Source organism: Pseudomonas sp. SDO5215_S409 (assembly GCF_054071325.1).
On the sequence record NZ_JBSVWN010000062.1, the window covers coordinates 1 to 17,842 of the forward strand.

General features: G+C 60.2%; 18 protein-coding genes. 4 read left to right on the forward strand and 14 right to left on the reverse strand.

The features are described from left to right. Nucleotides 1-63: 63 nt before the first annotated feature. From msrQ to mrcB, 9 genes are all read right to left on the reverse strand, one after another. Complete coding sequence (msrQ, locus tag ACW9H9_RS24395; RefSeq protein WP_457345811.1) at nt 64-687, reverse strand: protein-methionine-sulfoxide reductase heme-binding subunit MsrQ; 624 nt, start codon at nt 685-687, stop codon at nt 64-66. Continuing rightward, nucleotides 687-1,700 (reverse strand): protein-methionine-sulfoxide reductase catalytic subunit MsrP, encoded by a 1,014-nt coding sequence (gene msrP / locus ACW9H9_RS24400; RefSeq protein ID WP_457345810.1) that lies wholly within the window; start codon nt 1,698-1,700, stop codon nt 687-689. Before msrP ends, msrQ begins: the two co-directional genes overlap by 1 nt. 61 nt (nt 1,701-1,761) lie before the next feature. Further along, nucleotides 1,762-2,619: a CDP-diacylglycerol--serine O-phosphatidyltransferase gene (pssA, locus tag ACW9H9_RS24405; RefSeq protein WP_457345809.1), complete on the reverse strand. Its 858-nt coding sequence runs from the start codon at nt 2,617-2,619 to the stop codon at nt 1,762-1,764. Between the two features lie 145 nt (nt 2,620-2,764). After that, a complete protein-coding gene (gene ilvC / locus ACW9H9_RS24410; protein WP_457345808.1) occupies nt 2,765-3,781 on the reverse strand; it encodes a ketol-acid reductoisomerase in 1,017 nt (338 codons plus the stop codon). A gap of 48 nt (nt 3,782-3,829) precedes the next feature. After that, nucleotides 3,830-4,321: an acetolactate synthase small subunit gene (ilvN, locus tag ACW9H9_RS24415; protein WP_003176102.1), complete on the reverse strand. Its 492-nt coding sequence runs from the start codon at nt 4,319-4,321 to the stop codon at nt 3,830-3,832. 2 nt (nt 4,322-4,323) lie between these two features. Then, nucleotides 4,324-6,048 (reverse strand): acetolactate synthase 3 large subunit, encoded by a 1,725-nt coding sequence (locus ACW9H9_RS24420; RefSeq protein ID WP_457345807.1) that lies wholly within the window; start codon nt 6,046-6,048, stop codon nt 4,324-4,326. Between the two features lie 431 nt (nt 6,049-6,479). Further along, nucleotides 6,480-6,809: a YqcC family protein gene (locus tag ACW9H9_RS24425; protein WP_457345806.1), complete on the reverse strand. Its 330-nt coding sequence runs from the start codon at nt 6,807-6,809 to the stop codon at nt 6,480-6,482. Next, nucleotides 6,809-7,537, reverse strand: coding sequence for a hypothetical protein (locus ACW9H9_RS24430; RefSeq protein ID WP_457345805.1), 729 nt, complete (start codon nt 7,535-7,537; stop codon nt 6,809-6,811). The genes ACW9H9_RS24425 and ACW9H9_RS24430 overlap by 1 nt, the downstream gene beginning before the upstream one ends. Before the next feature lie 16 nt (nt 7,538-7,553). Then, complete coding sequence (gene mrcB / locus ACW9H9_RS24435; protein WP_457345804.1) at nt 7,554-9,878, reverse strand: penicillin-binding protein 1B; 2,325 nt, start codon at nt 9,876-9,878, stop codon at nt 7,554-7,556. Between the two features lie 117 nt (nt 9,879-9,995). On the opposite strand from mrcB, the gene ACW9H9_RS24440 reads away from it, so the two are divergent. The 3 genes from ACW9H9_RS24440 (at nt 9,996) to ACW9H9_RS24450 (ending at nt 12,445) form a co-directional block, all read left to right on the forward strand. Continuing rightward, a complete protein-coding gene (locus ACW9H9_RS24440; RefSeq protein ID WP_457345802.1) occupies nt 9,996-11,552 on the forward strand; it encodes a bifunctional aminoglycoside phosphotransferase/ATP-binding protein in 1,557 nt (518 codons plus the stop codon). A gap of 94 nt (nt 11,553-11,646) precedes the next feature. Then, complete coding sequence (locus ACW9H9_RS24445; protein WP_457345801.1) at nt 11,647-11,991, forward strand: pentapeptide repeat-containing protein; 345 nt, start codon at nt 11,647-11,649, stop codon at nt 11,989-11,991. Nucleotides 11,992-12,172: 181 nt separating this feature from the next. Further along, the gene (locus ACW9H9_RS24450) at nt 12,173-12,445 is read left to right on the forward strand and encodes a TfoX/Sxy family protein (RefSeq protein WP_457345800.1); all 273 of its coding nucleotides are present in this window, start codon (nt 12,173-12,175) and stop codon (nt 12,443-12,445) included. Nucleotides 12,446-12,677: 232 nt separating this feature from the next. Here the strand turns inward: ACW9H9_RS24450 and ACW9H9_RS24455 are convergent, their stop codons facing one another. Genes ACW9H9_RS24455 through ACW9H9_RS24465 form a run of 3 tightly spaced genes read right to left on the reverse strand, consistent with a single transcriptional unit; the run spans nt 12,678 to nt 15,357 of the window. Next, nucleotides 12,678-13,445, reverse strand: coding sequence for a heme ABC transporter ATP-binding protein (locus tag ACW9H9_RS24455; RefSeq protein WP_457345799.1), 768 nt, complete (start codon nt 13,443-13,445; stop codon nt 12,678-12,680). Then, entirely contained in the window at nt 13,445-14,428 is a 984-nt protein-coding gene (locus ACW9H9_RS24460) for a FecCD family ABC transporter permease (protein ID WP_457345812.1), read from the reverse strand. The genes ACW9H9_RS24455 and ACW9H9_RS24460 overlap by 1 nt, the downstream gene beginning before the upstream one ends. 50 nt (nt 14,429-14,478) lie before the next feature. Further along, complete coding sequence (locus ACW9H9_RS24465) at nt 14,479-15,357, reverse strand: heme/hemin ABC transporter substrate-binding protein (RefSeq protein ID WP_457345798.1); 879 nt, start codon at nt 15,355-15,357, stop codon at nt 14,479-14,481. Between the two features lie 208 nt (nt 15,358-15,565). On the opposite strand from ACW9H9_RS24465, the gene ACW9H9_RS24470 reads away from it, so the two are divergent. Further along, nucleotides 15,566-15,883, forward strand: a complete 318-nt coding sequence (locus ACW9H9_RS24470; protein WP_457345797.1) for a Rieske (2Fe-2S) protein — start codon at nt 15,566-15,568, stop codon at nt 15,881-15,883. On the opposite strand, the gene sfsA is transcribed toward ACW9H9_RS24470, so the two are convergent. Both sfsA and ACW9H9_RS24480 read right to left on the reverse strand, forming a co-directional pair. After that, nucleotides 15,880-16,593, reverse strand: coding sequence for a DNA/RNA nuclease SfsA (gene sfsA / locus ACW9H9_RS24475; RefSeq protein WP_457345796.1), 714 nt, complete (start codon nt 16,591-16,593; stop codon nt 15,880-15,882). The two genes, ACW9H9_RS24470 and sfsA, sit on opposite strands and share 4 nt — an antisense overlap. Further along, nucleotides 16,593-17,765 carry a pyridoxal phosphate-dependent aminotransferase gene (locus ACW9H9_RS24480; RefSeq protein WP_457345794.1) on the reverse strand — a complete coding sequence of 391 codons (1,173 nt, stop codon included), beginning with the start codon at nt 17,763-17,765 and terminating at the stop codon, nt 16,593-16,595. The genes sfsA and ACW9H9_RS24480 overlap by 1 nt, the downstream gene beginning before the upstream one ends. Between the last annotated feature and the right edge of the window lie 77 nt (nt 17,766-17,842).

The following is a 17,842-nucleotide window of genomic DNA, read 5'->3' on the forward strand; positions in this document are numbered from 1 at the left end:
TCGAAACCTACTTAACTCGTTGAAACTCAAGGAGTTTTCCGTTTCGTCTGCGCCGTCAACCCTTTATTTCGCTTTTGTTGCAAAAGATGCCTTCAAGGGCAAAACCCGCGGTATCCGGCGCATCACGGGCGGTATCCGCAACACCAACAGCAATGCCCCTATAAAGGCATAGACCGCCCACTCTTTAAGGTCGGCCCGAACAATCCACAACATATGCAGCAAACCCAGCCCCAGAATCACATAGACCAGCCGGTGCAGTTTCTTCCAGCGTGATCCAAGCCGACGCTGACTGTAACGATTGGAAGTCACCGCCAACACCAGCAGCCCGAAAAAACCGAGCGCGCCCACAATAATGTAAGGCCGCTTACGCAACTCCACTCCCAGCTGCGACCAATCGAACGCCAGGACAAACGCGCAGTACGCTGCCAGATGCAAAGCCACATAGGCGAAACACCACAGCCCCAGTTGCCGCCGCACCGCAATCCACCCGGGCCAGCCAGTGAGCTTCTGCAACGGCGTCATGCCCAGTGTGATCAGCAGTAACACCAAGGTTCCAAGCCCCAGGCGATCCAACAGCACCTTTCCGGGGTCAGGCCCGAGCGCAGATTGCGACGCTTCAACTAACCAAAGTAGTGGCCACACCAGCGCCGCTATAAAGACGCCGACACGCCAGATGGGATAACGCATCAATAATTCTTCCGCAGGTCGAGGCCGGTATAGAGAGAAGCAACTTCGTCGGCATAGCCGTTGAACATTTGCGTCTCACGCACGTTGGGGCTGAATAGCCCACTGGGCAAACGGCGCTCCCGGGCCTGCGTCCAACGTGGATGGTCAACCGTGGGGTTCACGTTCGCATAAAAGCCATACTCGTTTGCCGCAATACTTTGCCAGGTTGTCTTTGGCTGCTCGCTGACCAGACTGATGCGCACGATGGACTTGATGCTCTTGAACCCATATTTCCACGGCACCACCAAACGCAACGGCGCACCGTTCTGATTGGGCAGTTCGCGTCCATACATGCCCACCGCCAGAATCGCCAAAGGGTTCATTGCCTCGTCCAATCGCAAGCCTTCGACGTAAGGCCAGTCAATCAGCGCAAAGCGAGACTGCTGGCCCGGCATGGTCTTGGGGTCCTGCAGCGTTTCAAAGCGGATGTATTTGGCCTTTGACGTGGGCTGGACCTGATTGAGCAACGCCGAAATCGGAAAGCCCATCCACGGAATGACCATTGACCAGGCTTCAACGCAGCGCAAACGATAGATCCGCTCTTCCAACTGGTACGGCTTCATGAAGTCTTCGAGTGCGTAGCGCCCAGGCTTATCGACTTCCCCGTCGATCACCACACTCCATGGCTCTGTCTTGAGCGAGCCGGCATTGGCAGCCGGGTCACCCTTGTCCGTACCGAACTCATAGAAATTGTTGTAATGAGTCGCGTCTTTGAACGGCGTAATGGCCTCGCCCTTTACGGTGACCGCTTGCCATTGAGTCCCCGGCAGCTTTTCCGAAAACCACGCCGGGGCCTTGCCAGGCTCCACATCGGCGTAACGCGCAGCGTCATCCGCGCTGGCCCAACGCGGCAAGCTGCTAGCAGCCATGCCAGCAAGCGCACCGCCGAGCAAGCTACGGCGAGAGAGGTAAAAGGATTCAGGCGTCACGTCCGACTCTTTGCAGTCGGACGCTTTGGGCGATTTGATCAACATGGCAACTCCGCAGCTTGGAGGGTTATGCACCAATAGACTGCGGAGTATGGAGGAAATTACATTAAGACAATGTTTTGCGTTGACGAAGATGCAACAGGTATTGCACCGGCCCGGAGGCTGCATACACCAGAAACGCCAACAACAGGATACGGGGCGGATCACTGAAAACCACGGCAAACACCAATACGACCGCCAGGATAGCCACAAACGGGACTCGCCCCTTGAGGTCCAGGTCTTTGAAGCTGTTGTACTTGATGTTACTGACCATCAGCATGCCTGCCGCAGCCACCATCAGCGCAACCAGGAAAGACATCTTCGAGCCCTGGATGCCGTAATCACTGAACGCCCAGACAATACCGGCCACCACCCCTGCGGCTGCCGGGCTGGCCAAACCGATGAAGTAGCGCTTGTCTGCCGTGCCGACCTGCGTGTTGAAACGCGCCAGACGCAATGCCGCGCCAGCCACGTAGATAAACGCAACCATCCAGCCGACCTTGCCCATGTCACCCAACGCCCAGGCAAATGCCAGCAAGGCCGGCGCCACCCCAAAGGCGACCATATCGGACAACGAGTCGTACTCGGCACCAAAAGCGCTCTGGGTGTTGGTCATGCGCGCAACGCGACCGTCCAGGCCATCAAGCACCATGGCAACAAAGATCGCGATGGCGGCAAAGCCAAAATACTTGCTGGCACTCGCAGCATCACCTGCGGCCAGTGCGCTTTGGGCGCTCATGGAATTGATGATGGAATAGAACCCCGCGAACAGGTTCGCGGTGGTGAACAGATTGGGCAGAAGATAGATACCACGATGCCGGACTTTACGGCCTTCAGCATCATGTCCTTCTTCGACATGCTCATCGATGGGCAGCATGCTTTCGGCGTCAGAGGCCTGGCTTGGCTCTTCGGGACGTTCGCTCATGGACTTTACCTTGCAACGGTGTGAAAAAATTCGACAGAAACTTGCGGCGAGTGTTCGCCCGCAAACGATGCAGCTTTATACCAGAACCTTTCCCCCCAAACGAAAAAACGCGGCCTAGGCCGCGTTTTCCCTTGATGCGTACGACTTAGTTTTTGGCTTTGTCGACGATCTTGTTGGCACCGATCCACGGCATCATGGAGCGCAGTTGCTCGCCGATGACTTCGATACCGTGAGCAGCGTTGTTACGACGCTTGGCGGTCATCGAAGGGTAGCCGGTTGCGCCTTCGGTGATGAACATTTTGGCGTACTCGCCGTCCTGAATACGTTTCAGGGCGTTGCGCATGGCCTGACGGGATTCGGCGTTGATCACTTCCGGGCCGGTCACGTACTCGCCGTATTCGGCGTTGTTGGAGATCGAGTAGTTCATGTTGGCGATACCGCCTTCGTACATGAGGTCAACGATCAGTTTCAGTTCGTGCAGGCACTCGAAGTAGGCCATTTCTGGTGCGTAGCCTGCTTCAACCAGGGTTTCGAAACCGGCTTTGACCAGCTCGACAGTACCGCCGCACAGAACGGCTTGTTCGCCGAACAGGTCGGTTTCAGTCTCGTCCTTGAAGGTGGTTTCGATGATGCCGGTGCGACCGCCACCCACGCCTGCGGCGTAGGACAGTGCAACGTTTTTGGCGTTGCCCGAAGCGTCCTGGTAGATCGCGATCAGGTCAGGGATACCGCCGCCTTTGACGAACTCCGAACGCACGGTGTGACCCGGCGCTTTCGGCGCGATCATGATGACGTCCAGGTCAGCGCGTGGCACGACTTGGTTGTAGTGAATCGCGAAGCCGTGGGAGAAGGCCAGGGTGGCGCCTTTCTTGATGTTCGGCTCGATTTCGTTTTTGTACAGCTGGGACTGGAACTCGTCCGGGGTCAGGATCATGACCAGGTCAGCGGCGGCAACAGCGGCAGCCACGTCAGTCACTTTCAGGCCATGAGCTTCTGCCTTGGCAACAGTGGCCGAGCCTTTGCGCAGGCCAACGGTCACGTCAACGCCGGAGTCTTTCAGGTTGCACGCTTGAGCGTGGCCCTGGGAACCGTAGCCGATGATGGCAACTTTCTTGCCCTGGATGATCGACAGGTCACAATCTTTATCGTAAAAAACTTTCATGAGATTCCTCTATATAGCCCGGCCGTACGGCCATTCACTGAGTTGTAGTTAGATGCTGAGTACTTTGTCGCCACGGGCAATCCCGGTGACACCACTGCGTACAGTTTCCAGAATCGAGGCCGTCCCGATCGACTGGATGAAGCTGTCCAGTTTGTCGCTTGTACCGGTCAGTTGAACGGTATAAACGCTGGCGCTCACATCGACGATCTGCCCGCGATAGATATCGGTAGTGCGCTTGATCTCGGCACGTTGGGCACCCGTTGCCTTGACCTTGACCAGCATCAGCTCGCGCTCGATGTGGGCACTTTCCGACAAGTCGACCAGCTTGACCACTTCGATCAGCTTGTTGAGGTTCTTGGTGATCTGCTCGATCACCTCATCATGGCCCACCGTGGTCAACGTCAGGCGCGACAAGGTCGGGTCTTCGGTCGGCGCCACGGTCAGGCTTTCGATGTTGTAGTTGCGTTGCGAAAACAAGCCGACCACACGAGAAAGAGCGCCCGGTTCGTTCTCCAGAAGCAGGGAGATAATGTGCCGCATGATTAGGTACGCTCCGTCTTGTTCAGCCACATGTCGCGCATCGAGCCGTCTTTGATCTGCATCGGGTAGACGTGCTCACTGGTGTCGACCTGAATATCGATAAACACCAGGCGATCCTTCAGGGCGAACGCCTCTTCCAGCTTGGGCTTCAAATCCTTCAGATCGGTGACGCGAATGCCGACATGGCCATACGCTTCGACCAATTTGACGAAATCAGGCAGCGACTCCATGTAGGAATGCGAGTGACGGCTGTTGTAGCTCATGTCTTGCCACTGGCGAACCATGCCCAGCACGCCGTTGTTCAGGCAGACGATTTTCACCGGAAGGCCGTATTGCAGGCACGTCGACAGCTCCTGGATGTTCATCTGGATGCTGCCTTCGCCGGTGACGCACGCGACGTCCGCATCCGGGAAGCTCAGTTTCACACCCATGGCCGCAGGGAAACCAAAGCCCATCGTGCCCAGGCCACCGGAGTTGATCCAGCGGTTGGGTTTGTCGAACTTGTAGTACTGCGCGGCGAACATCTGGTGCTGGCCCACGTCGGAGACAACAAACGCTTCGCCCTTGGTGACTTCGCACAGGGTTTCGATCACGGTTTGTGGCTTGATGATGCTGCCGTCGCCCTTGTCATAAGGGAACAGGCCACGATCACCGCGCCATTCGTCGATCTGCTTCCACCATCTGACAACCGACTCTTTGTTCGGCGCCTGGCCAATTTCCTTGAGCGTGGCGACCATTTCGGTCAGCACGCTTTCCACCGGTCCTACGATAGGCACGTCGGCCTTGATGGTCTTGGAGATGGAAGCAGGGTCGATGTCGATGTGGATGATCTTGGCGTTCGGGCAAAATTTGCTCGCACCGTTGATCACCCGATCATCGAACCGTGCGCCCACGGCCAAAATCACGTCGGCATGGTGCATGGTCAGGTTGGCCGTGTAGCTGCCGTGCATGCCGAGCATGCCGACGAACTGACGATCCGAACCCGGGAACGCGCCCAGCCCCATCAAAGTATTGGTCACCGGCAGGTTGAGCAACTTGGCCAGCTCGGTCAGCGGTGCAGAACCGCCACCCAGGATCACGCCGCCGCCCGAATAAAGCACAGGACGCTTGGCCGCCAAGAGCATTTCTGCCGCCTTGCGAATTTGCCCCGAGTGCCCGCGAACAGCCGGGCTGTAGGAACGCAGCTTGGCCTTCTTGGGGAAAACGTATTCGAATTTTTCCGCGGGGTTGGTCATGTCTTTCGGGATATCGACCACGACCGGACCCGGGCGACCGGATTGGGCGAGGTAGAACGCCTTTTTCATGACTTCCGGGATTTCCGACGGGTGCTTGATCATGAAGCTGTGTTTCACGATCGGCCGGGAAATACCGATCATGTCGGTTTCCTGGAACGCGTCGGTCCCGACCATGGTGCTCGGCACCTGGCCAGAAATGACCACCATCGGGATGGAGTCCATATAAGCCGTCGCGATGCCGGTGATGGCATTGGTCGCGCCTGGGCCGGAAGTGACCAGTACAACACCGGCTTTACCGGTGGCACGGGCATAACCGTCAGCCATATGGGTAGCCGCCTGTTCGTGGCGAACCAGGATGTGGGTAACAGCCGGTTCCTTGAACAGTGCGTCGTAGACGTGCAGGAGAGCACCACCTGGGTACCCGTAGATATATTCGACGCCTTCGTCACGCAAAAAGCGGACGAGCATCTCACCGCCAGATAAAAGCTCCACGTTGTTCACCTCTAAAACGCCAGAATACCGTCCGTTAAAAACCGACGGGTCTTAATAGGTTTACTTCTCAGCAGAGCATGAGCGACGGTGGTCGCCGACTACGTCAGCACTGCCTGAGCAAGCATCGGGAGCGTCCCAAGTGTTGCGGGATTTTCCCACCCAGCGCGAGGTAACGCGTTGCGGGTGTTACAGGTCGGCGCGGGTATGCGCCTCATGGTCTGCTGAGTGGGCCTGCTTCTGGCAGTCCCTCTACAGCGGACTTTGGATTCTTCTGTTTCAGCCGTTCCAAGTCAAGCAATAATTGCGCTTTTTTCCAAGTAAGCGCATGAGAACGTAGAAGAAAGCGGCTTGATGAGGGATAAAACTCGCCTCAATGGCGCAAAGCGGTAGAAATATGCGCAAGACTGCCGGAAAACCCGGCAACCAGGCAATTAACGAGCGTCGACAATCAATTGATCGAATTTTTTCAGCGCAGCCCGCAAGCCAAGGCTCTCCAGCGGCCGGTCCGAATAGACCTGCTCGGCCATCTCGAGAATGCCTGAAGCATTGGGCAGCGGCAGGTTCTGCTCGAGAATGTGCTTCATCTTCGCCAGGAAAATCCACTGCAACCACTGGTTGAAGTCCAGTGTGTCCACCGAAAAGGGTTCAACACTGCTCAGCGCTTCAGCGCTGGGAGGTACGTCGTCCCACCAGCCCTGCACGCGCAGTTCTCGCTCAATCAGCAATAATTGTTCGGCAATGGCCGGAAAGCGCACATCCATCACAGGCTGACCCGGCCTTTCTGGCGAGCCTGCGCGGCACCTGCCGCATCACCCTGCTTCTCGCGGGCATCACCAATCAGGCTCCACAAACTGGCTTGCAGGTCGGGACGACCATTGGCCAGCGTGAGTCCGCGACGGGCGAACTGCTCCGCCTGGGGCGCATCGCCCTGAGCCATCCGAACCTGCGCCAGGCGATAAAGCACCTGAGGCTCACGCGGCGCCACACGCTGGGCACGCTCAAGGCTCGAGGACGCGCCGTTCAAGTCGCCACCCGACTGCTGTTGTTGCGCGGTCGTGAGCAGCGCCAGTACCGGGCCGTCCAACTGCTCGTCAGCCGACAGGCCACCGGCGCTGGCAGAAGGAATGCCGCTCGGCGTCGACGGGAAATCATAATTGCCCTGGTTGACCGGCGCCGTCTGGATAGGCGTCGCGTTCGATGGCCCCGGAACGATCGGCCCCGGCGTAAACGGTTGGGTGCTGATCGGCGTGGTGGTGGCGCCACCGCCCGGAATCATCACGACCACGCCGGAATCCTGGGGTACGGCTTGTGGCCGGGCCTGGGCAGGAACAGTCCTCACGGTTTGGCGGAAACCGCCATTGGCCGAGATCCGATCGTTATTGGACACCGAAGTGCTCGAATCAACGACCGGGATAGAACCGCGCTGCACGTTGGCACAACCGTTGAGCAAGACCAGAGCTGAAATAGCTGGAATCCACCACTTGTTCACTTGAAACCCTCTTTGCTTAATTCATCCAGCCCTTGACCCAATCCATCACCGACTCGGGACTGGCGGGAGCACTGGCTCCACATGCAGCACCGGCAGGTGGTTCGCTGCCGCGAATATACGGCATCTGCACCGCGCCCGGACAGTTGGCGTCGGAGCCCTGCCCCGTGTGCGGATCAATCCAGGCCTGCACGATGTTGTCCGGTTGCGGCATATTCAGCGGCAACGGGTCGGCCTTGCGCATAAAGCTGGTCCATACCTGCAACGCACCGGTTGCGCCGGTGAATGGCGTCTTGCCGTTGTCATCGCGGCCCAGCCACACCACCGCCAGCACGTCCTGACCAAACCCTGCAAACCAGCTATCACGCGAATCGTTACTGGTCCCGGTCTTGCCCGCCAGGGTGAGGTTGGCCGGCAGCACGCTGTAGACCGAACGCCCGGTGCCTTCACGCATGACCCGCTGCATCGCGTTCTGGATCAGGTAAATGGAGCCCGCATCAAAACGCTGCTCGATCTGGAACGGATAGCGCTTGAGCGGTTCGCCCTCGGCCGTCAACACACTGCGAATGCCGCGCATCGGCGTGTTGAAACCACCGTTGGCCAGGGTCTGGTACATGGTCGCGACATCCATAGGGCTCATGCCACCCGCCCCCAGCAGCATCGACGGGAACGCCGGGAAGTCACGCTTGATGCCCAGACGCCCGAGGGTTTTGAGTACATTCGGCACGCCCACCTCAAGCCCGAGGCGAGAGGTCGACAGGTTGTAGGAATGCGCCAGCCCTTGATAGAGGAAAACGGTGCCGTGTGACCGGCGATCAAAGTTCTGCGGCTTCCACACCTGGCCGTCCGCGCCCTTGACCGACAGCGGGTCATCGGAGAGCCAACTGGTCAGCGTGTACTTGCTCGGTTTTTCCAGCGCCGTCAGGTACACCGCAGGCTTCACCAACGAGCCGATCGGCCGCACGGCATCCAGTGCACGGTTGAACCCGGCAAAGCTGGCCTGGCGACTGCCGATCATGGCCTGCACTTCACCGGTTTCCGGGTTGGTCACGACCATCGCGGCCTCGACATCGTCCGCGCCCTTGCGGCCCGCCAGGCGCTTGAAGGTGTCGTTGACAGACGCCTCCGCTTTCATCTGCAAAATCGGGTCGAAGCTGGTAAAGATCCGCAGGCCTTCTTCAGTCAAGTCTTCGTCGCGATAGTCTTCACGCAACTGGCGCTTGACCAGGTCGATGAACCCCGGGAAGGAGCTGTCGGCCAGCTTGCCGCGCGTCGTCACGCCCAGCGGCATTTTCTTGGCCGCTGCCACTTGCTCCGGCGTCGCGACGCCCTGCTGTTCAAGCACATCGAGCACCAGGTTGCGCCGCTCCAGCGCCCGCTCCGGGTTGCGACGCGGGTTGTAGTAAGACGGCCCCTTGACCATGCCCACCAGCAACGCCACTTGATGCAGCTTCAACTCGGACAGCGGCTGGCCAAAGAAGAACTGACTGGCCAGGCCAAAACCGTGCACGGCGCGCTGGCCATCCTGGCCCACGAACACCTCGTTGAGGTACGCCTCCAGGATTTCCTGCTTGCTGTAATGCAACTCCAGCAACATCGCCATCATGGCTTCGGTGAGCTTGCGCGTCAGGCTGCGTTCGTTGGTCAGGTAGAAGTTCTTGACCAATTGTTGCGTCAGCGTACTGCCCCCCTGGGTCATCTTGCCGCCCGAGGTGTTGACCCATACGGCACGGGCAATCGACTTGGGCGACACCCCCCAATGGCTGTAGAAGTCGCGGTCTTCCACGGCAATCAATGTGTCCAGCAGGTAAGGCGGCACCTGGTCCAACTTGATCAGGATGCGGTCTTCCAGGTTTTTCGGATAAATCCCACCGATCAAAAGGGGTTCCAGACGCACCACAGGCAACTTCGAGCCGTTGAGCGAGGACAGCTCGGCCACGTAATCGCCCGAAAAGCGCACACGCACCGGCTGGGGTTTTTCCAGGCCTTCGTAGAACTGGAAGCCGCGAGTATTGAGGTCAATGGTGTTGCCGTTGACCGACGCAGCGCCGGGGCCATTGCTCACCGCTTCACGGCGGTAGCCCAGAGCATCGAGTTCGGTCAGGAAGTCATCCTTGCTCAGCTTCTGGCCGGTGAACAGTTCCAGCGGGCGCGCGTACACCTTGGCGGGAATGGTCCAGCGCTTGCCGGAGAATTTTTCCTGCACCACGGCATCGAGGTACACGGCGAAGCCCGCGATCACGACAAGACCGACCAGGCTGAGCTTGAGCGCCCAGCCCAACCAGGGGCGCAGGCCGCGGGAAGGAGGTTTTTTTGGGGAACGGGGAGATCGGGTACGTGTCATGGCGGCGGATTATACGCACTTTATTGATGACCAACATGAGCCGGACGCGGTTTGCACGACAGGCTGCAACAGCCATAATGCCCGCCGTGCCTTTTCCCCGTCCCTGAAGGATCGCCCGTGAGCCAGACTCTGATCACCGCCCTGCAAAACCCGGCCCTGTACGCTCATCCGGTGGATGAGTTTCAAGTCATCGAAACCCACATTTCCTGGGTGATCCTCACCGGCCCGTATGTCTATAAGCTGAAGAAGCCCGTCAATTTCGGTTTCCTCGACTTCACCACCCTCGAGGCCCGCGGCCACTTCTGCCACGAAGAGCTGCGCCTCAACCAGCGCCTGACCGAAGATTTGTATCTTGAAGTGCTGCCGGTCACCGGCAGCGCCGAAGCGCCACAATTGGGCGGTGACGGCCCGGTGGTCGAGTATGCATTGAAAATGCGCCAGTTCCCGCAAAGCCAATTGCTGAGCACCTTGCAAGCCAACGGTGAGCTGACCAGCGCCCACATCGATGAAATGGCGCAACAGATCGCGCACTTTCATCTGAATGCACCGCAGGTCCCCTCCGCCCACGCTGCCGGCACCCCGGATGAAGTTATGGCGCCGGTCCGGCAGAACTTTGAGCAGATTCGCCCGTTCCTCAGCGAAAAATCCGACCTGACTCAACTGGAAGCCTTACAAGCCTGGGCCGAAAGCAGCTTTGAACGTCTCAAGCCGCTGTTCGAACAGCGCAAGCTCAACGGCTTTATTCGCGAATGCCACGGTGACGTCCACTTGGGCAATGCCACGCTGATTGACGGGCGCGTGGTGATTTTCGACTGCATCGAGTTCAACGAACCGTTCCGCTTCACCGACGTGTACGCCGATACCGGCTTCCTGGCCATGGACCTTGAAGACCGCGGCCTCAAGTCCCTGGCCCGACGCTTCATCAGCCAATACCTGGAGCTGACCGGCGACTATCAAGGGCTGGAACTGCTGAACTTCTACAAGGCTTACCGCGCCCTGGTACGCGCCAAGGTCGCCCTGTTCAGCATGCCGTCCGAAGCCGACGGCGTGCAGCGCGCGGCCACCCTGCGCCAGTACCGCAACTACGCCAATCTGGCGGAAAGCTACAGCACCATTCCGTCGCGGTTCCTGGCCGTTACCCATGGCGTCTCCGCCGTGGGCAAAAGCCACGTGGCCATGCGCCTGGTCGAAGCACTGGGCGCGGTTCGCCTGCGCTCCGACGTCGAACGCAAGCGCCTGTTCGGCGAGCAACAGGTCGAGAACACGCCACAAGCGGGTATCTATGCCACCGACGCGAGTGCAGCGACCTATGAGCGCTTGAACACCATCGCCGACACCGTGCTGCGCGCCGGTTTCCCGGTGGTGCTGGACGCGACCTTCCTCAAGCGCGAACACCGCGACGCGGCAGCAAAAGTCGCCGAGGCTACCGGGGCACCGTTCCTGATCCTGGACTGCAACGCGCCGCAAGCAGTTATCGCTAGCTGGCTGGCACAACGTCAGGCGGATAAAAACGACCCGTCTGACGCAACACTGGCCGTTATCGAAGAGCAGCACGCCAAGCGCGACCCGCTCAGCGCTGAAGAACTGCTGCTGAGCCACCGCGTCGAAACCAATGAAAGCGGGACCTTGGACGCACTGGTCGCGCATATTCGCCAGCGCTTGCCCGGCCTGTAAGAAATATTTCGAGGTCGTGCAGCGTTCAGCCGCTCACGACCCCGAAATAGTGGCACTATAATGGCGTTATGATTCCAGCACGGGAGACGCCGTTGTGAGCCAGCCAAAGTTATTGGATACCCCGCTCTACGCGCTTTTGCATAAAGATGATATTCGCGCCTTTAACCAGGAACGGCCCAAAGACGGCACCATCGATATGCGCGGCGGCGACTTTCGCGGCCTCGACCTGCGCGAGCTGAACGCCGAGGGCGTGGACTTTACGGACGCCTATTTCCGCTCCGCCGACTTGCGCGGCCTGGACCTGCGCAACTGCTCCCTGGAAGGCGCCAGCCTTGCGCATGCGCAGATCTCCGGCACCTACTTCGCCCCTGAACTGAGCGCTGACGAGATCCTCATGTCGGTCAATTTCGGGACTCGCCTGCGTTATCGCACCCGGTAGTACGCCCCCTTGAATGCCCGGTCACGCGCAACGCGTGCCCGGTGCCCATCGCCTTATTCTTAGACGCTTTTGCATCAATGCCGACCAAAGAACTACGCTTTTCCTACTGAGCGCTACACTCCCCTGAGGCTTGCCTGGTCACGATACCCACCGCACCACCCGGCCGTCGCAAGGAGGCTTGATGAATGATGAGCTGCAACACCTGAAAAACCTTGGCAAGACATCGGCGCAATGGCTGCATGCGGTGGGCATCCACAGTGCGTCCGACCTTCGTCGCCTGGGTGCGGTAGACGCCTACCGGGCGGTGCGCACCCGCGGTTTCCGGGCCTCCAAGGTGCTGCTGTATGCCATTGAAGGCGCCTTGATGGACGTGCACTGGAATGATGTTCCCGTCGAACGCAAAGAAGCCTTGAACCGCCAGTTGGATGCCCTCTCGGCCCGCCAGAAAAATTGAATACCGCCTGGGTTTTCGGGCACTCCAAACGGTCAGTTGAGGAAAATTGAAAAGACTGCGAAAACAGTTGTTGACTCTCAAATGAGAATCGTTATGATTATCACAACTGGTCGCGAGATCAGCCGATAACTGACAGGCCCTTGGTTCGGACTCTCAGATATCTCCTCATCAGGCTAATCACGGTTATTTGACCCGGCTCTTGCCGGGTCTTTTTTTGCCTGTCAAAACTGCGTCAACGCGCAATGATCAGCGGGTGCCCACGCTCGGGATGCGGCTGCACCAGCACGTCAAGGCCGAACACCGCCTTCAGCGGCTCGGGGCGCAAGACATTCGCTGGGGTGTCCAGCGCATGGGGGCGCCCCTCTGCCAGCAGCAGAATGCGATCACAGTAACGGGCGGCCAGGTTCAGGTCATGCAGGATCACCAGCACCGCCGCACCGCGATCGGCGAACGTACGAATCGCCTGCAAGGCGGTGTGCTGGTGCAGCGGGTCCAGCATCGAGGTTGGCTCGTCCAGCAACAGCGTTTGCCCCGCCTCACCCGGCCAAATCTGCGCCAGCACCCTCGCAAGGTGCACCCGTTGGCGCTCGCCACCGGAAAGCGCCAGGTAACTGCGCCCGCTCAAATGGCCGACATCCGCCGCGTGCAGCGCAGCCGCGATGATCTCGTCGTCACGCACCTGGCCGGTTTGATGCGGCAGCCGGCCCATGCCCACGACCTCCTCCACTCTAAAGGCAAAGTCCAGCGTCGAGGCTTGTGGCAACACCGCCAGGCGTTGGGCGCGCTGTGTGCCGCTCCATGCCTGTAAGGCGTGCTCGTCAAGCCAGACGTGGCCTTGGTCAGGACGCAGTTCACCGCACAACGCGCCGAGCAAGGTGCTTTTGCCTGCACCATTAGGCCCCAGCACGCCTAGGACCTGCCCCGGTTGCAGGTCCAGATTGACGTCTGCCAGCACGGTTTTGTGGCCACGCCGGATCTGCAGGCTCTCGACTCGCAGCATCAGGCACGTCCTCGCAACAACAGGTAAAGAAAGAACGGCGCACCGATAAATGCAGTAACAATCCCGATCGGGAGCTCCGCAGGTGCCAAGGCCAACCGGGCGACCAAATCGGCAAACAGCAACAGCGTCGCCCCGGCCACGATCGAGGCGGGCAATAACACACGGTGATCAGGCCCTGCCAGCAGGCGCACCAGATGCGGCACGACCAGCCCGACAAAACCGATCATGCCCGCCGCCGCCACGGCCGCCCCCACCCCCAGTGCGGTGCAAAACACCAACTCACGCTTGAGCCCTTCAACATTGACACCCAGGTGATTGGCTTCCGACTCGCCCAGCAGCAGGGCATTGAGTGCCTTGGCCCGCCGCGGCAACCACAGCGCAACGCCAAGGCTGACCAACAACAGCGGCCACAAGCGCGAGTAGCTGGCGCCATTGAGGCTGCCCAGGTTCCAGAACGTCAGGATGCGCAAGGTGGCGTCATCCGCCAGGTAGGTAAACAGCCCGACCGCCGAGCTGGCGAGCGCTGTCAGCGCGATACCCGCCAACAGCATGGTGGCAACATGGGTCTGGCCATTGCGTCGGCCGAGGCGATACACCAATGCGGTGACGCCCAACCCACCAAGGAACGCACACAACGACAACAGGTACGGCCCGAACGCCTCCGGCAAACCGCCCAGAAACGAGCCGCCCACAATCGCAATCGCCGCGCCCAGCGCCGCGCCACTAGAAACACCAACAAGCCCAGGGTCTGCCAGCGGGTTGCGAAACAACCCTTGCATCGCCACACCCGAAAGCGCCAGCACACCGCCCACGGCCAGCCCCAATAAGGTACGCGGCAGGCGAATCTGCCCCAGGATCAGTTCGGCCTGCTCCAGCCCTTCGGGCTTTATGGGCACGCCGAGCAAACGCAAGGCAGCGCGCAGGGTGTCCGTCAGCGGCAGGCTGACGGGCCCAAGGGCCAATGACAGCCAAATCGCCAGCAGGCACAGCAGGCTCAGGCCGATAAACAGCGTGCGGGGTTTAACCAATACGGTCATGGGCCGGTTTTAGCCAGGGACGGGTAAAACCCGGAGGTCAGCTGCACCAGGGTCGCCGGTACTCGGGGGCCCAGGCCGCCCACCAGCAACGTCGGGTCCAGCTCGTAAACGCGCCCGTTCTTGGCAGCGGGCGTGGCCGCCAACACCGGACTTTCCTTGAACAAGGCGTCGCGCGCCGCATCACCGGTCAACGCACGGTCGGCAAACACCAGAACCTCCGGGCTCAACCCCGCCAGCGCTTCGGCAGAAAACGGTTTGTAACCGCTGTGGGTCGCCAGGTTATGCCCACCCGCTTGCTGCAACAACCAATCGGCAGCCGTGTCTTTACCGGCAATCAGCGGCTTGCCACCGGCATGCCCCAACAGCAAAAGCACGCCAGGTGCCTTCTGGGTGATTTGGGCTTGGGCGACCCGGCTCTTTTGTTGTTCCAGTTGTTGCTGATAGCCGGTGAATAACGCACCCGCGTTGTCTTCACGGCCCAGCAACCGGCCTAGATGCTCAAGCGTGCCGTGCAACGTCGCCAGGTCTGCCTGGGCCGAGAACAGCTCGACCTGCACACCAGCACTGCGGATTTGCGCCAGCACCGGGGGCGGGCCCATCTCTTCGGTGCCGATCAACATCTGCGGGCGCAGGCTCAGAATGCCCTCGGCCGACAACTGGCGCTGATAGCCAATGCTGGGCAACGCCTTGAGAGACTCCGGATGCTGGCTCGTGGTGTCGACGCCCACCAGCTTCGACTCACCGCCCAGGGCCGTCACCCACTCCGACAACGCACCACCCGCGCTGACCCAGCGTTGCGGCAATTCAGAGGCGTGAACCCCAGCGTTGAACAGCAGTCCCACAACGAGCGCAATGGCGCTGGCACTCAGGCGCATAAAAGGGTTTCCTTCCAAGGGGGTAGGCCCGCTGAAACACGCGCTCTTGTGACATTTAAACGCCGTCATTCATCGTACAGAGCGCCCTATCAGCCAACGGGCGGAGCCGGCATTTGATAATTGTTTGCATTTGAACGTCAAGCACCGGGCTTATCGACATAAACACAATAGCCTTGCAGCCCGCGAACGGCGGCACCTGAGGATAAACATGAAGTTTCTCTGCCCCTCCAGCGCGCTCGCGCCAGACGCCAGCCTGGGTTTCGATATCGACGGACGCAAGCTGTTCGTGGTGCGTCGTGACGGCGTGGCCTACTTCTATATCAACCGCTGCCCCCATCGTGGCGTAGCGTTGGAATGGCAACCCAATCGGTTTCTCGACCAGAGTGCCAGCCTGATCCAGTGCGCCACCCACGGCGCGCTGTTTTTGATCGAGAGTGGCGAGTGCATTGCCGGCCCATGCGCCGGGCAAAGCCTCACGGCCCTGCCCGGCCGCGAGGACGAACAGGGCCTGTGGGTGAGCCTTTAGTCGCCCAACATCACCGGCAGCGCGCGATCCACATAGACCTCCTGCGCCGTCACTTGCACGCCATACGCCAACACCTCGACACCTGCCGCCTTGGCCTCGCGCAACGCGGCGGCATAAGCGGCATCGATTTCCACGGCCGGGCGCACCGCATCCACCCCTGACAGGTTGACGCAATACAACTGGACCGCCCGCACGCCATCACGCGCCAGGTGCGCAAGTTCGCGAAGGTGTTTGGCGCCACGCTGGGTCACCGCATCCGGGAATGCGGCAGTGGTGGTGCCGTCAAACCCCAGGGTGACGCTTTTGACTTCGACGTAGGCCGCCCCGTCGGGGTACTCCAGGCAAAAGTCGATCCGACTGTTTTCCTGGCCGTAGGGCACCTCGCGCTTGAGGCCCGTAAACCCGTTGAGCTCAGTGATGACCCCGGCGCGCAGCGCTTCTTCGACCAACTGATTGGCGCGCGCGGTGTTCACGCAGGCCAGTCGGCCTTGAGGCGTTTGGCTGATTTCCCAAGTGCCCGGCAGCTTGCGCTTGGGGTCCGAGGAGCGGCTGAACCACACCTGCCCGCCCTCCACCATGCAGTTGAGCATCGAACCGGTGTTGGGGCAGTGAATGGTGATGAACTCGCCGCTAACGGTTTCGATATCGGCGAGAAAACGCTTGTAGCGGCGAATCAGCCGCCCTTCTTCCAGAGGAGGATTAAAGCGCATCAGCCTTGCCAGCTCTGCAAGCCACGGGCGATTCGCTCAACCGCTTCCTGTAGCCGATCGATGTTTTGCGTGTAGGCAAACCGCACATGGTGACTGGCCTGGTGCCGGCCGAAGTCCAGGCCCGGCGTGAAGGCCACGTGTTCGGTTTCCAGGAAATGGCGGCAGAACGCAAAGGCATCACCGCCGAACGCACGGATATCGGCATACAGATAAAAAGCGCCTTCTGGCTCGACGGCAATACCAAACCCCAACGCCCGCAGGGCTGGCAGCAGGAAGTCGCGACGGCGGCCAAACTCGGCCCGGCGCTCTTCAAGAATGCCCAGCGTTTGCGGGGTAAAACAGGCCAGCGCGGCGTGCTGCGCCATGCTCGGTGCACTGATATAGAGGTTCTGCGCCAGCTTCTCCAGCTCGCCCACGGCGGCGAGCGGCGCTACCAGCCAACCCAGGCGCCAGCCGGTCATTCCGAAATACTTGGAAAAACTATTTAAGACAAAAGCGTCATCGTCCACTTCCAGCACGCTGGCGGCGTCGGTGCCGTAGGTCAGGCCGTGGTAAATCTCGTCCACCACCAGGTGGCCGTTGCGCGCCTTGACTGCACTGGAAAGCCCGGCCAGTTCGTCTCGTGTCAACAGGGTGCCCGTGGGGTTGGCCGGCGACGCAACCAAGGCGCCCACGCTGTCCTTGTCCCAATGGCGCTCCACCAGTTCGGCAGTCAGTTGATAGCGCACCTCGGGGCCTACTGGCACCAATTGCGCCGCGCCTTCCACCAACCGCAAGAAGTGCCGGTTGCACGGGTAGCCCGGGTCAGCCAGCAACCAATGTCTTCCCGGATCCACCAGCAGGCTGCTGGCCAGCAGCAACGCGCCCGAACCGCCGGGTGTAATCAGGATGCGCTGAGGGTCGATGTTCAAACCGTAGCGCTGTTGATAGAAACCACTGATGGCTTCCCGCAACTCGGGCAGGCCGCGGGCCGCCGTGTAGCGGGTTTTGCCATTGGCCAGCGCCGCCTGGCCGGCCTGGATGATGGGTTCGGCGGTGGTGAAATCGGGCTCGCCGATCTCCAGGTGGATCACATCGTGCCCGGCCGCCTGCAGCTCGTTGGCCCGCGCCAGCAACGCCATGACATGAAAAGGTTCGATAGCGCGGCTGCGCGCACTGTAGGGCTGAGCCATTAGCCTTCCTTAACTGTGAGGACAAACGCCGATTCTACCCAACCGGCGCCACAAATCCTGCGGTATTGGCCCAACGC